The organism is Mycobacterium sp. 852014-52450_SCH5900713 (genome assembly GCF_001667075.1).
Classification (GTDB): domain Bacteria; phylum Actinomycetota; class Actinomycetes; order Mycobacteriales; family Mycobacteriaceae; genus Mycobacterium.
This window is the reverse complement of record NZ_LZIL01000035.1, coordinates 108,067-122,522: the sequence shown is the minus strand read 5'-3', so window position 1 is coordinate 122,522 and position 14,456 is coordinate 108,067. Positions and strand designations below refer to the sequence as shown.

The following is a 14,456-nucleotide window of genomic DNA, read 5'->3' as shown; positions in this document are numbered from 1 at the left end:
CTCAGGTCGTCTCCAGGATCGCCACCGCGGCGGCGGTGTCCCCCTCGTGCGTCAGCGACACGTGAATCGTCACGTCGGCCAGATGCTTGGCGATGTCACCACTCAGCCGCACCCGGGGCCGCCCCCACATGTCGGTGACCACCTCGATATCGCGGTGGATGTCCTCGGGTAGCACCGGCCGTTGCGCGAAGCGGGATCCCGACCAGGCCTTGATCACCGCCTCTTTCGCCGCCCAGCGGGCCGCCAGGTGCCTAGCCGCCGAAGAGCTCTTGTCCGACGCGTCGCGGCGCTCACCCGGCGTGAACGTCTCGGAGAAGACGGTTCCCGGCTGGTCGACCTGCTCGGCGAAATCACGGATGGAGACGACGTCGATCCCCACACCGACAATTCCCATGGGACGCCAGGCTAACGGACGGTCGACGACGTCATCCGGCCGAGACCTCGTAGGCCTCGCCCTCACCCAGCCGCGACGCGGGGTTCAGCAGCATCGCCGCCTCCTGGCGCTTCTCCGGCGCGTCATGGTCGAAGCGACGACCCGACGGCCGCTCGTACATCGGCGCGCCGCCGGCGATGGCCGAGGCCAACCGGCGCTGACCGGCCAGCAGCCGCGCCTCGGCACGCCGCTGGTAGTCGGCGCGCTGATCGGCGTCCAGCGAGGCAATGAACGCCTGCGGGTGCACCAGCGCCACGAGTCCGGACACGTGGCCGAACCCGAGGCTGGTCAGCATCCCCGCCTTGAGCGGGAACTTCTCGCCCAGCCGCAGCGTCTCGCGCACCCAGACGAAGTGCGCCGACCCGGCCAGTTCGTCGTCGACACAATCCAGGCTGCGGTTGGGCGGGATCACCCCGTCGCGCAGCATCTGGCACAGGCCCATCATCTGGAACACCGCGGCACCGCCCTTGGCGTGGCCCGTGAGGCTCTTCTGCGACACCACGAACAGCGGGGCACCCTCGGAGCGGCCCAACGAGTCCGCCAGCCGCTCGTGCAGCTCGGTCTCGTTGGGATCGTTGGCCAGCGTGGACGTGTCGTGCTTAGAGATCACCGCGATGTCGTCGGCCCCGACGCCGAGCTTGGCCAGCGAGCGCGCCAGCGCCGAGTCCCTGCCGCCGCGACCGGCGCCCAGCGCGCCCAGTCCCGGTGCCGGGATCGAGGTGTGCACGCCGTCGGCGAACGACTGCGCGTAGGCCACCACGGCCAGCACCGGCAGACCCATCTTCAGGGCCAGGTCGCCGCGCGCGAGCAGGATGGTGCCGCCGCCCTGCGCCTCGACGAAGCCGAGCCGGCGCCGGTCGTTGGGCCGGGAGAACTTCGAGTCGTGAATGCCCCGGCCCCGCATCATGGAAGTGTCGGCCGTGGCCGCCATGTCACCGAAGCCGATGATCGCTTCCAGCGTCAGGTCGTCGAATCCGCCGGCCACCACCAGCTCGGCCTTGCCGAGACGGATCTTGTCGACGCCCTCCTCGACCGACACCGCCGCGGTCGCGCACGCGCCGACCGGGTGGATCATCGCGCCGTAGCTACCGACGTAACTCTGAATGACGTGCGCAGCAACGACATTCGGCAGCACTTCCTGCAGGATGTCGTTCGGCTTGTTCCGGCCGAGCAGGTTGCCGTGATACATGGTCTGCATCGACGTCATCCCGCCCATGCCGGTGCCCTGCGTGCTGGCCACCAGGCCCGGGTGCACCCACCGCATCAACTCGGTCGGGGTGAATCCCGAAGACAAGAACGCGTCCACGGTCGCGACGATGTTCCACAGCGCCACCCGGTCGGTGGAACTGGCCATGTCCTGGCTGATGCCGTACACGGTCGGATCGAACCCGCTGGGGATCTGCGCGCCGACGACCCGCGACAACTTGGTCTTGCGCGGCACCCGAATCTCGGTGCCAGCCTTGCGCGTCACCTGCCAGTCGCTTGAATCGGGAACCGGCCGCACCACCGTGTGCTCGGGATCGAACTCGACGAACGCGCGAGCGTCGGCCTCCGACGAGACGACGAAGGTGAAGTCCTTGTCCAGGAACACCGACACCAGCAACGGCGACGCGTGGTCGGGGTCGATGGCGCCGTCGTCGACGAACTCGCGAATGCCCACCCGCTCGACCACGGTGTCGTGGTAGCGCTCGACCAGCTCGGCTTCGTCCACCAGGTCGCCGGATTCCGTGTCGTACCAACCAGGTTGGGGGTCGTCCTCCCAGCGGATCAGTCCGGTGGTCCAGGCCAGTTCCAGGACGCCGGCGGCCGACAGTTCGTTGTCCACCTCCATCTCGAAGCGGGTGCGCGACGAACCGTACGGGCCGAGCTCGGCGCCACCGACGATCACCACCAGGTCGGCCGGGTCGACGTCCAGGTCGTCCCATTCCGGGGGCGGCGCGGGGGTGAAGCCGCGCGGCGGCGACGGCAGCGCGGCGATGGTGCCTTCGGCCGCCGTGTCGCCCGTGGCCTGCTCACCCGACGTGACCTGCTCGCGCGCCTTGGCGGCCAGTTCGGCCATGTCGAGGTTGGCCTCGGCGAGGCCGCCGGTCAGATCCGCCTTGATCGGCGCGCCGGCCGCCGCGACCTTCGACTCGACGTCGCAGAGGTCCAGCAGCATGGTCGCCATCTGCTCGGTGGAATACGTGGTGACACCGGCCTCCTCGACGGCCTCGACGATGGCGTCGTTGTGGCCCATCAACCCGGTGCCGCGGGTCCAGCCGATCAACGCGTGCGCGAGGCTAACCCTTGCGGCCCAGGAGGACTCGGCGTGCCAGCGGCTCACCAGGGCGTCCAGGGCCGACTTGGCCTCGCCATAGGCGCCGTCCCCGCCGAACATTCCGCGGTTGGGCGACCCGGGCAGCACCACGTGCAGCCGTGACGCGATGTCGCGCTCGGCGCCGATCTTGGACAGCCCGCCGATCAATCGCTGCACCGCCCAGAGCAGGACCTTCATCTCCATCTCGGAGCGCGAGCCGGCCTCCGAGAGGTCGCCCGCGACGCGCGGCGCCGCGAACGGGAACAGCAGCGTGGGAGTCTGCGCGTCCTTGATGTGAATGGATTGCGGCCCAAGGCTTTCGGTCTGCTCCGTACCGATCCATTCGACCAGTGCGTCGATGTCCGAGTAGGACGCCATGTTGGCGGCCACCACCCACAGCGCCGCACCGTACCGCGCGTGGTCACGGTACAGCCCGCGGTAGAAGGCCAGCCGCTCGTCGTCGAGCTTCGACGTGGTGGCGATGACGGTGGCGCCGCCGTCGAGCAGTCGCGCCACGACCGACGCCGCGATCGAGCCCTTCGAAGCGCCTGTCACGACGGCGACTTCGCTGCTGTAGGGGCCGGGATCGGGGTTCTCGGCGCCGGCGGCGATGCGGCCGTACAGCGACGCGTGAATCTGGCGACCGGCGGCCAGCGATTTGCCCTGCCACCAGGTGGCCTGGGTCGCGACGACGTGGCCTGCGCCCTCGAACCTTTCGGACAGGCTCTTCCACTGGGCGTCGATGTCACCCTCGTCGGTCAGCCAGAGCTTGACCAGGTCCTCCCGCGCGCTGGCCCACCGGTCGTCGAACACGACGGCTTTCTTGGCGTCGAAAGCCGGCGCCACCAGACGTGGCCAGTCCGCGCCGAGTTCGGCGGTGACCAGGTCGATGAGCTCGGCGTCGGTGGCCGCCGGCGCCGCGCTGATCGGGTCGTCGTGGCCCAACTGGCCCAGGATGAGGCGGGCCGCCGAAGCAAGCACCCCGTCGCGACCGGTGATCTGATCGGTGAATTCGCTCAACGCGGCCGCGTCAACGGTCGCCCCTCCGCCGCCGCCCGACGATGGCAGCGCCACCGGGATGCCGCGGCGCGCGGCGACAGATGTGACGGCGGCGTCGATGACCTTGTCGACCGAGGCGGCGTCGGCCAGCGCACCCTCGTGCAGGTGGCCCATCGCGCCGCCGCGCACGCTGGTGCCCTCGCGGGTTCCCAGCGCCACTTCGACCGTGACGTGCTTGGCCCAACCGTCGCCGAGCTCCCACGTCTTCTTGACCCGCTCGGCGATGGCGCCGGGCCGCTTGCCCGAGGGCCCCAGCACCGTACGCAGCTGATCGTTGATCGCGTCGGAAAGCACTGGGCCGAAGGGCTTGTAGGTGCGCGCCAGCTTGGTCACCTGCGACCGCAGCCCGGCCAGGTCGGCCTCGGCGGCACCGTCGATGGCGCCCAGGTTCAGCTCCGAACCGAGGTCCACCAGCAGCTGGTTGCGCCGAGACGAGGCACCGTCGGTGATGGACTCGATGGAGTCCAGCTCCTCGATCTGGTCGATGCGCATCTTGGCCGACAGCGCGATCAACGCCAGGGTGGCATCGGCGGCGTCGAACCCGATGTCGTCGGGGCGCGGGCCGGAAGACGCGGCAGCGGGTGCCGGCGCCGCCGGTGCGGCCTCCACGGTGGCCGCCCCCTCGGCGGCCTCGGCGGCCGGCTCGTCAGCCTCCGGCTCCGGCTCGGGGTCGGTGTCAGTGGCGAACAGCACCGCGGCGTCGCGCTCGGCGTTGAGCACTTCGACTGTGCTGTGGGCATATTCGGGCAGCTTGAGGGTGTTGGTGGCCAGTCCGGCGACGGTCGGCGCCGACTTCACGCCGATCTCGACGAACCGCTCCACGCCCAGGCCGCCCGCGGCCTCTTCGGTGAACAGCAGGTCCTGCGTCTCGATCCAGCGCACCGGGCTCGCGAACTGCCATGCCAGCAGCTCGATCAAGACGATGCGCGCCATGTCGTTTCGGCGCTCTGCGAGCCAGGTGTCGTAGTCGGCGAGGATCTCGTCGAGCGGCTCGGCGGGCACCAGGTCACGGATCTCCTGGATGAAATCACGGTCCAGGGTGAACGGACGCGGCACCAGGTTGGGGATGTAGCGCCCGATGATGACGTCGGGATTCTTGTCCCGCGGCATGACGCGTTCCAGCGAGCGGCGGAATTCGGCCACCCCGACGCGCAACACCCGCGAGTGGAACGGCACGTCGATGCCGGGCACCAGGATGAACGAGCGCTTGCCTCCAGTGAGCTCGCGACGGCGCTCGACCTCGGCTTCCAGCTCCTCCAGACCGCGGACCGTGCCGGCGATCGCATACTGCGAACCGCGCAGGTTGAAGTTCACGATCTCCAGGAATTCCCCGGTGCGGTCGGCGATTTCGGCGACGAACGCGGGCACCTCGTCGTCCGGCAGGTCGATCTGCGACGGCCGGATCGCTGCCAGCCGGTAGTTGGAACGGCCCAGCTCGTCGCGCGGCACGATGTCGTGCATCTTGGAGCCGCGGTGGAACACCGTCTCCAGCAAGGCTTCCAGCTCGTAAATCCCCGTGACGCAGGCCAGCGCGGTGTACTCCCCGACGGAGTGGCCGCAGGCAATGGCATCTTCGACGAACGCGCCCTGCTCACGCATCTCGGCGACCTGCGCCGCCGCAACGGTCGCCATCGCGACCTGGGTGAACTGCGTCAGGTACAGCACCCCCTCGGGGTGGTTGTAGTGCACGCCGCTGGCAATGATGCTGGTCGGATTGTCGCGCACCACGTGCAGCACCGAGAAGCCCAGCGTGTCGCGGGTGAACTTGTCCGCTTTGTCCCACACCTTGCGGGCGGCCTTGGACCGGGCGCGCACATCCATGCCCATGCCCTTGTGCTGAATCCCCTGGCCGGGGAAGGCATAAACCGTGTGCGGGGCGGCCAGTCGGGCCGTCGCCGACATCACCAGGTCCGACCCTATGCGGGCGGAGACATCCAAAACCTCTGCGCCCTGGTCGATCCCGACACGCTCGACGCGGAAGTCGACCTCATCGCCGGGGCGCACCATGCCCAGGAACCGCGCGGTCCAGCCGACCAGCCGGGCCGGGGGGCGCGCCTGGCCGTCGGTGGCGGTCACCGCGTGCTGCGCGGCGGCCGACAACCACATGCCGTGCACGATGGGCGATTCCAGACCGGCCAGCAAGGCGGCGGCCCGGTCGGTGTGGATCGGGTTGTGATCGCCGGAAACCACGGCGAACGGCCGCATGTCGACCGGGGCGGTCAGCCGGACGTCGCGGCGGCGGCGACGCGGGGTGTCGGTCGCGTTCTCCGACACTGCGCCGCCGGCCCGCACCGGCTCGGTGAGTTCGGCGGCACCCGTGCGCCCTAGGATCGCGAACCGCTCATCGAGGGTGGCGATCGTCGCGCCGTTGGGGTCGGCGATCGTCACCGAGACGCGGACGACGCGGCCCATGTCCGTGTCGATGGCCGGCGAAGCCGTTGCGGTGACGGTCAATTCGGCCGCGACCTTGGGCAGTGCACCAACCACGTGGGCGGCGTGGTCGAGGTGGACCAGACTCAGCAGGCCCTCCACGACGGGGACGCCGGCGTCGGTTACCGCCGAGCCGATCGCCGCGAAGACCGCAGGCCAGCACAGGCCGACCAGCGCGTCGGGCACGGTAGTGAGACCGGGGGCCAACGGCTCCCCAAAGGTGGCGGTGACTCCGGTGTGGTCGGCGACCCGCTCGGGGTCCCAGTCCACCGAGACCGTGGCGGTCCCGTCGACGACGGCCGGCAGGAATTCCGGCCCGTCGACTCCGGCGGCGATCGCCAGCACCGCGCGCATGGCGGTCGCGGCGTCTTCGGTGGACACCACCGGGGTGCCACCGTCAATCGTGTTGCGGGGCAACGTGAACGGGATGTCGATCCAGATGCCCGACACCGGGACACTCAGCACCACTCGGTCGCCGTCGACCTCAAGCCGCGCGCCCGTGAACGAGTGCGTAGCACGACGGCTCTCGGGGCCTTCAGAGCCTTCGTGCACGAGCCAGTCGGCGGGGTCGGCGATTCGGTGTACCGGGTTGATAGCGGTGCGGCCGGCCCACTGCACGTCGGGAGCGTCGAGCACGACGGCGAGCGGCCCGGTCACGTCGGGGCGACCCAGCCGACGCGACGCGACGTCCCGCGCCTGACCACCGGAGGACAACACCTCGTCGATGGCGGTCTGCTCGAAGCGGTCCAGCAGTTCACCGACGGGCTCGTCCATGCGGGTGATGCCGGCCACGGCCGCGGTGCCCGGGATGATGCACACCTGGTCGGCGTCGTAGCGGGCATCGTGCGCCTGCCACAGCGAGTCGCTGCGCCACCAGCGCCGCACGTCCTTGTCGATGACCGGCACGAAGTTGACCGGCTTACCCAGCGTCTTGCACAGGGTGACGAAGAATGGGACGTCGGCCGGGTGCAGCTGCACGGTCTCGGCGTCGGGGTACTCCGCGAGCAGCGTGGCGATGGCCTGCTGGGGGCTTTCCAGTAGCGCGGGGTCATCGAACAGCGTCTCGATCGGGCCGGAATCGTTTGCGTGCAGACGGGCTTCGGCGCGCTGCAGCATTTGCTGGAACCGGTCGCGCCAGGTGTCGGCCAGCCATGGGCTGCCCGGTGCGGCGGTGTCGGCGGTGGAGTTGCCCTCGCCGATGGTCAGCTCGACATAGCGCTGCAACCACTGCAAGTACGTCATGTCGGCGACGTCGCCGAAGTACGGCTTGGCGGTGTTGGCCATCGCCGCGATGATCTCGTCGCGACGCTCGGCGACGGCCTCCCCGTCACCGGCGACCTCGTCGAGCAGCCGGCCGCACCGCGAAGCGCTGTTGTCGATCTCGTGGATGTCGGCACCCAGCTGGCTGCGGCTGGAAGCCATGCCGCCCACGGCTTTTCCGGCGCCGACCCACTGTTCGGTGCCTTGCGTCTCGACCAGCATCCGCTTGACCGAAGGCGACGTGGTGGCCTCCTTGGTCGCCATCGCCGCGGTGCCGACCAGGATGCCGTCGATCGGCATCAGCGGGAAGCCGTAGGCCTGCGCCCACCGCCCGGACAAGTACTCGGCCGCCCGCTCGGGCGTGCCGATGCCGCCACCCACGCAGACGGTGATGTTGGGGCGCGACCGCAACTCCGAATACGTTGCCAGCAGCAGGTCGTCGAGGTCTTCCCACGAATGGTGACCACCGGCGCGGCCACCCTCGATGTGCATGATCACCGGCTTGGTGGGCACCTCGGTCGCGATGCGGATGACCGAGCGGATCTGTTCGACCGTGCCGGGCTTGAACACGACGTGACTGATGCCGACGTCGTTCAATTCCTCGATCAGCTCGACGGCATCCTCGAGATCCGGGATGCCGGCACTGATCACCAGGCCGTCGATGGCCGCGCCGGACTGACGCGCCTTCTGCACCAACCGCTTTCCGCCGACCTGCAGCTTCCACAGATAGGGGTCGAGGAACAGCGCGTTGAACTGATACGTGCGGCCGGGCTCGAGCAGCGTGGCGAGCTCATCGACGCGACCGGCGAAGATTTCCTCGGTGACCTGCCCACCGCCCGCCAGCTCGGCCCAGTGCCCGGCGTTGGCCGCGGCGGCGACGATCTTGGCGTCGACGGTGGTCGGGGTCATGCCCGCCAGCAGTATCGGCGAGCGTCCCGTCAACCGAGTGAACTTCGTCGAGAGCTTGACCCTGCCGTCGGGAAGGCGAACGACGGTCGGAGCGTAGGTCGACCACGCCCGCGCCACCTCGGGGACGGCCCCGACGGTGAAGAGGTTGCGCTGCCCGCCGCGGGTCGCGGCGGGCACGATGCCGACGCCCAGGCCGCGGATCACCGGCGCGGTCAGCCGGGTCAGGATGTCGCCGGGTCCCAGGTCGAGGATCCAGCGCGCACCGGCCTCGTGGACGCGGCTGATCTCTTCGACCCAGTCGACACGTCGCACCAGGATCGCTTCGGTCAGCTCACGGGCCAGCGCGACATCGAGCCCCACCTTCTCGGCCCAGCCGCCGACGATGTCGATGCCGTCGGCCAACCGGGGCGTGTGGAAGCCGACCTCCACCTGCACCGGATCGAAGACCGGCGAGAAGACGTCCCCGCCGCGGAGCTTGTTCTTGCGGGCGGCCTCCTCCTTCTCCGAGATCTGCTGGCAGTAGAGCTCGAACCGGGACAGCTGTTCGGGGGTGCCGGTGATGACGACCGAGCGCCGGCCGTTGCGGATGGACAGCACCGGCGGCAGCACGGTGCGGACGTCTTGCGCGAACTCGTCGAGCAGCCGGCTGATGCGCTCGGGGTCGGCGTTGGTCACCGACACCATGGGCGGGCGGTCGCCGAGCACGGAGATGCCGCGCCTGCGGGCGACCAGCGTCCCGGCCGCGCCGATGAGCTGGGCCATTGCCAGCAGCTCTGCGTCGCGGGCGCCCCCGGCCCTGAGCGCCTCGACCGCGAGCACCCCTTGCGAATGCCCGGCGACGGCCACCGGCGGGGTGGCATTGAGGTCCATGCCTTGGCGGGCCAGCGCGCGCACGGCCGCGATCTGGGTGAGCAGCACGCCCGGGATGGACACCGCGGCGGACGTCAGGTGCTTGTCCGACGGGACGGGATCCTCGGCCGCCAGCGCGCGCACCCAGGCGAGCGGCTCGAAACCGATCGGCCGTACCACCACTAACTCTTTGGCGACCGGCTCGAGCAGCAGTTCCACCTCACCGGCCAGCGTTGCCAAGTCGGATTCGATGCCGGCGGACGACACGAGTTCTTCGAGGGTTTCCAGCCAGGCGCTGCCCTGGCCGCTGAACGCAACGGCGTACGGCTCGCCGGCCGTCAGTCGGTCGACCAGAGCGTGGGTGTCACCGGCTGCCGCGTGGGGGCCTTTTCCATCGCGGTCAGCGGACATCCGGTCGTGCTCGTGGATCGTCACGTCTGTATCTCCCTCAATGCGTCATGTACGTCTTACGTATCAGTGCGTTCAGCCGGTCCGACGGGGACAGGAACTCACGGAGTCCGTCGATTCCGCATCGAATCGCGACCGAAAATCTGTCTGGCTGGTGCGTTGTCGGCGGACCCCCCGGGTTGAGCGGCGCGGCGGACTGCATCGGCTGTACTAAGAGTGTCATAAGGACGGACCCCCGTTTTGTGTCGTGATCGGTTACTGATGAGTTCTACGCATGGGTAACCGTGTCGCGGATAACACCGGGTTTAATCCGCGGCGCGGGCGCCGCGAACAAACCTGCTGCATGCAGGTGGTTACGGTCGAGTAGCTATAACTGCCCTGATCAAAGCAGTTTTGTTATGTAATCGTTATGTAAAAATTTCGAGCCGTGGAGTCGCGTCAGACGCGCTTCCGCGGCGTCGTCGAGACACGCTTCGCACCCGCCGCGCCGGAGAATGAGCGAACGAGTGTTTGCTGGGATCTCTAAGAGTCGCGGCCGGCCGATGGCCGGAGCGGGTGCGGGGAGGCTAGGCCCACTGCCCGAATTGCGGCTTGAGGATCTCGTTGACGTCGACGCCAACCCCGCCGACGCTGCGTTTGTCGATCTCGACCTGGTGCAAATGGGCGGCCGGGTGGGCGAACCCCTTGGGTGAACCCCAGTTGTGCTGCCAGAAATAAGAGCCCAAACCGTCGTGCAGCGCCCAGTCGATGGTCTTCGAATTGGCGTACACACCTGTGCGCTGATGACCGATCACCGACTCCCAAGACCGCAGATAGGGAGCTATCAGCTGTTTGTACTGGTCATAGGACGGGTCGTCGTCGATCGAGGCGTAGATCGGCGCGCTGGCGGGCCCGCCCGCGGCGGCATGCAGTTGCATTCCGCGTTGCGCGTGCTGGAGACCGGCGTTGGCTCCGCCGAGCCAATCGGCGGTGTTGCCCTTGCCGTACTGGTAGCACGAGACGATCTTCAGTCCATTGCTGTCGAGGTCGCGCGCCTCGGCAACCTGGATCGGCTTGCCCAGCATCCAATTGCCGCCGGGGCGCCGGTCCGACACGTACCTGATCGAGCCCACGGCGCCGGCGGCCCTGATCTGGCTGGCTGGGATGACCCCGGCCGCGTAGTCCAACAGCGTGCCCAGTGACGCCGATGCCGGTGCCGGACGCAGCGACGCACCGGCAACGCCCAACCCCATTAAGGCAGGGGCCGCCGCAGCCAATTTGAGTACGTCGCGTCGCGAAACCGATGACACAAGCGCCAGGGTACGACAGAAACACCACCAGACACATGGACCACACAGGTCACATCTGCATCACAGTGGCGGGTTTTTGGTTTGGGTCCGCACCGCAGCGGGCAGCACGATGACGCTCACGGCCTCCAGGCCGCGGCGAGCGGCCTGACGGGCGATCTCGTCGAGGAAGTGGGCGGCCGCCGTGTTGATCGATCCCGCCCAAGCACGGAATCCCTGCACGATCACGGGGTCACGTTCCAGCGACGGCTGCACCCCCCGAAGCACGTTGACCACGTCGTCGGGCAACGGGTCGGCGAGCTGCCGGTCGATCCAGCTCTGAGCGAGTTCCGTTGCGGCCGCCCGGTCGTCGCCCAGCCCGATCACGTCGCCGGCGAGCTTGCGCAGCCGATCGAACAGCACTTGACGCCCCGGCGTCTCGGCCAATTGCGCCAGCAGGGTGCTGGCCGCCGGCGGTAGAACCATCTGCCCGAACAAGACCGGTACCGGCAAGTCCCATTCGTCGAACAGGTCGGCATACATGGTGGCGATGGGCGCGGCCAGCGGCGCGGTGAGCCGCCCCATTACCCCGATGCTGTCGCGGTGGGTGGTCGCCAGCCGGCGCAGGATGTCCTCGCTGACGTCGGAGTCGGGGCAGTCGGTGGCCGCGCGGGATTGGTCGATGGCCGCGATCAACTCGTCCAACCGGTCCCGCTGGCGCATCAGCAACGTTCGGTGCTCGTCGAGAACACCCGCCAGCGTCGTGCGCCCACCCGCGATCAGGCGCTGGATGTCGTTGATGCTCACGCCGAGACTTCTCATCAGATCGATGCGCAGCAGGTCGAGCACCTGTTCCACGTCGAAGACCCGATAGCCGTTGGACAGATGTTCGGCGCGCAGCAAACCGATTTTCTCGTAATGGCGGATGCGACCGGAAGCGATCCCTGTCAGGGCCGTGACGTCGCCGATCAGCAACTGCTCAGCCACTCCTTGACCTTACAACTGTCGCAAGGTCTGTACTGAGCGGATGGAACGCGAGCAGCTGATCGACCTCACCCGCCGCGCCTTGAAGTTGGCGCGCGACAAGACCACCGATCTCGCCCCCGCCGAGCACCGCGTGGAGGCGACGTCCTATACGTCGGCCGAGCGCCACGAGCGAGACCGGGCCATGATCCTGGCCAGCCCCCAGTTGGTCGGCTACGTCTCGGAGCTGCCCGCCCCCGGCACGTACTGCACGAAGACGGTAATGGGCCGGTCAATCCTGCTGACCCGAACGGCCGATGGATCGGTCAAGGCGTTCGACAATGTCTGCCTGCATCGCCAGTCGCAGGTCGCAACCGGCTGCGGCAGCGCGAAGCGGTTCACCTGCCCGTATCACGCGTGGACCTACGACAACACCGGCCGGTTGGTCGGCCTGCCCGGCCGTGAGGGGTTTAGCGGCGTGACCGTCCAGGCCGACGGCCTGACCGAACTTCCGGCCGCCGAATTCGCCGGATTCCTCTGGGTCGCACTGGATCCCGGAGCCAGCCTGGATGTCGCCGCACACCTGGGCCCCCTGGCCGACGAGCTCGATTCGTGGGGCATCGGGCGGTGGGCGCCGTTGGGTGAGAAGGTGCTCGACTGCCCGATCAATTGGAAGCTCGCGGTCGACACCTTCTCGGAGAACTACCATTTCGCCACCGTGCATCAGCAGACGTTTGCCACCATCGCCCGTAGCAACTGCACGGTGTTCGACGCGTTCGGCCCGCATCACCGGTTGATCTTCCCGCTCAACACGATCCTGGCACTGGACGACGTCCCCGAGGAACAGTGGGATCCGTTCCAGAACATGGTGGTGATCTACGCACTGTTCCCCAACATCGTGTTGTCGGTGACTATCGCCAACGGCGAGCTGTTCCGGATCTACCCCGCCGACCGGCCCGGGAGATCGATCACCGTGCACCAGAACTCGACACCGCTGGACATTTCCGACGAATCGGTCGCCGCCGGCGCGCAGGCCGTGTTCGACTACGCCCACGCCACGGTGCGCGACGAGGACTACCGGTTGGTCGAACGCCTGCAGACCAACCTCGAGTCCGGTGCCCGCGACCATCTGCTGTTCGGCCGCAACGAGCCCGGCCTGCAGCATCGCCACAGCGCCTGGGCCCGGGCGCTTGGCGAGTCAGCCGCTCTCGGTTGACGCGTCGGCGGACAGCACCGCCACGAGGTCGTCCAACAGCGTTGCCAGCGGGTCGGTTTGCGCGGGGCGCACCGTGGTCAACAGCCCGACCGCTTCGCGTCGGCGGCCGCGGGCCAGCAGCTGCACGAGCAGTCCCGCCGCCATCTGTAGGTCTCGGTCGGCCGGTTCCATGTTCCCGACGGTGGTGGCCAGCACCTCGGCCAGCTCCCAGTCCCGGTAGAGGGCCAGCGAGCGCTCGTTGAACGCGAAGCCGGTCACTGGCTGGCCCCAGAGGGTTCCGCGGTAGCGGTACGGGCCCTCCATGTATTCGATGGGCAGGCCGTGCGCGGGGGCGGGCACCAGCGGCTCCCCCACGATGTCGAGTTGCATGGTGCGGCAGGTGATCCGGTGCCGGTCCGGCATGTAGCGGGCGGCCGCCTGCGGCCGCACCAATGGTTGCACCGCGTCCGGCCACCGCACGTAGCTGCTGACCGTCACCTCGACGTCTTCGGCACACTCCGGCGGCATGCCCGGGTCCGGATGGCTCGTCGTCACACCCGTAAATGGCTGCAGCGCATTGCCATTGGTGCGGTCGAACTGCCGCCAGATGCTCAGGTCCACGCCGTTGTCGAAGTTGATGGTGCGCCACTCGTGGGATCTTGCCCGGGGGTCCCCCCCGGTCCCCCCGCCGCCGGCGTATTTCGGGAACCACTGCCGGTCGATGTGTCCGCTGCTGCCGGAGACCTGCTGGACGAGGTCTCCCCAGCGCAGGGTGCCCGTCATCGCCATGCCGGTCTGGAAATACGAGTAGGTTTCGGTCTGGCCGAAGCAGCAGATCTTCCCGTTGTAGGTCGACGCACCCACCGGTGTCGGTGCGCGCGTTGGTGTTACGGCCAGGTCCAGCCGCATGGGCCGACCCGACTGGTCCTCGCCGACCAGGCTGACGCGGTACGTGTAGGGCAGCAGCTCTCCGTCGCCGTCGCGGCAGGTGGTCCACGACGCGGTGCCCGCCGCGCTGGAGTAGTGGATGTCGAGATGACCCGGGGCCAATGTCAGCTTGCGCCGCGCCCCGGGTTCCATGTTCGCCGGCGGCATGTCGTAATCCGTGAAGGTGCCGTAATCGCCGGTGTCCAGATCGAAGAGCGCCATCGTGTAGAAATCGGCGACCACGGTGCCGCCGGGCCGGTTCTTGTTGAAGATGGTCAGGAAGGCAAACGACCGGTCGGTCTCGGCGGCATCGAGCTGCCCGGCGATGAACCAGGTGTCCGACTCCTGATCCGGGTGTTCGCCCTCGGCTGAGGGGAAATCCAGTTGGCTGTCGCCGGGCACCAACTGGAACGGATAACTACGCCAATCGCTGGTCATATCGGCCCTCGCTGCTTTTTTCGC

At 68.5% G+C, this 14,456-nt stretch carries 6 protein-coding genes; 1 reads left to right on the top strand and 5 read right to left on the bottom strand.

The features are described from left to right. Position 1 precedes the first annotated feature (1 nt). The 4 genes from A5773_RS10045 to A5773_RS10030 all read right to left on the bottom strand — a co-directional run bounded on the left by A5773_RS10045 (position 2) and on the right by A5773_RS10030 (position 11,896). A complete protein-coding gene (locus tag A5773_RS10045; RefSeq protein WP_067790764.1) occupies positions 2–394 on the bottom strand; it encodes a holo-ACP synthase in 393 nt (130 codons plus the stop codon). A gap of 31 nt (positions 395–425) precedes the next feature. Then, positions 426–9,671 (bottom strand): type I polyketide synthase, encoded by a 9,246-nt coding sequence (locus tag A5773_RS10040; RefSeq protein ID WP_067790762.1) that lies wholly within the window; start codon positions 9,669–9,671, stop codon positions 426–428. Positions 9,672–10,210: 539 nt separating this feature from the next. After that, a complete protein-coding gene (locus A5773_RS10035) occupies positions 10,211–10,933 on the bottom strand; it encodes a DUF1906 domain-containing protein (protein ID WP_067260994.1) in 723 nt (240 codons plus the stop codon). 60 nt (positions 10,934–10,993) lie between these two features. Next, positions 10,994–11,896 carry a MerR family transcriptional regulator gene (locus A5773_RS10030; RefSeq protein ID WP_066958613.1) on the bottom strand — a complete coding sequence of 301 codons (903 nt, stop codon included), beginning with the start codon at positions 11,894–11,896 and terminating at the stop codon, positions 10,994–10,996. Positions 11,897–11,936: 40 nt separating this feature from the next. Between A5773_RS10030 and A5773_RS10025 the strand changes: the two genes are divergently transcribed. Continuing rightward, positions 11,937–13,088 (top strand): SRPBCC family protein, encoded by a 1,152-nt coding sequence (locus A5773_RS10025; protein ID WP_067790760.1) that lies wholly within the window; start codon positions 11,937–11,939, stop codon positions 13,086–13,088. Here A5773_RS10025 and A5773_RS10020 read toward each other — a convergent pair. Then, entirely contained in the window at positions 13,071–14,432 is a 1,362-nt protein-coding gene (locus A5773_RS10020) for a lipocalin-like domain-containing protein (RefSeq protein ID WP_066958617.1), read from the bottom strand. The genes A5773_RS10025 and A5773_RS10020 overlap by 18 nt on opposite strands. Positions 14,433–14,456 lie beyond the last annotated feature (24 nt).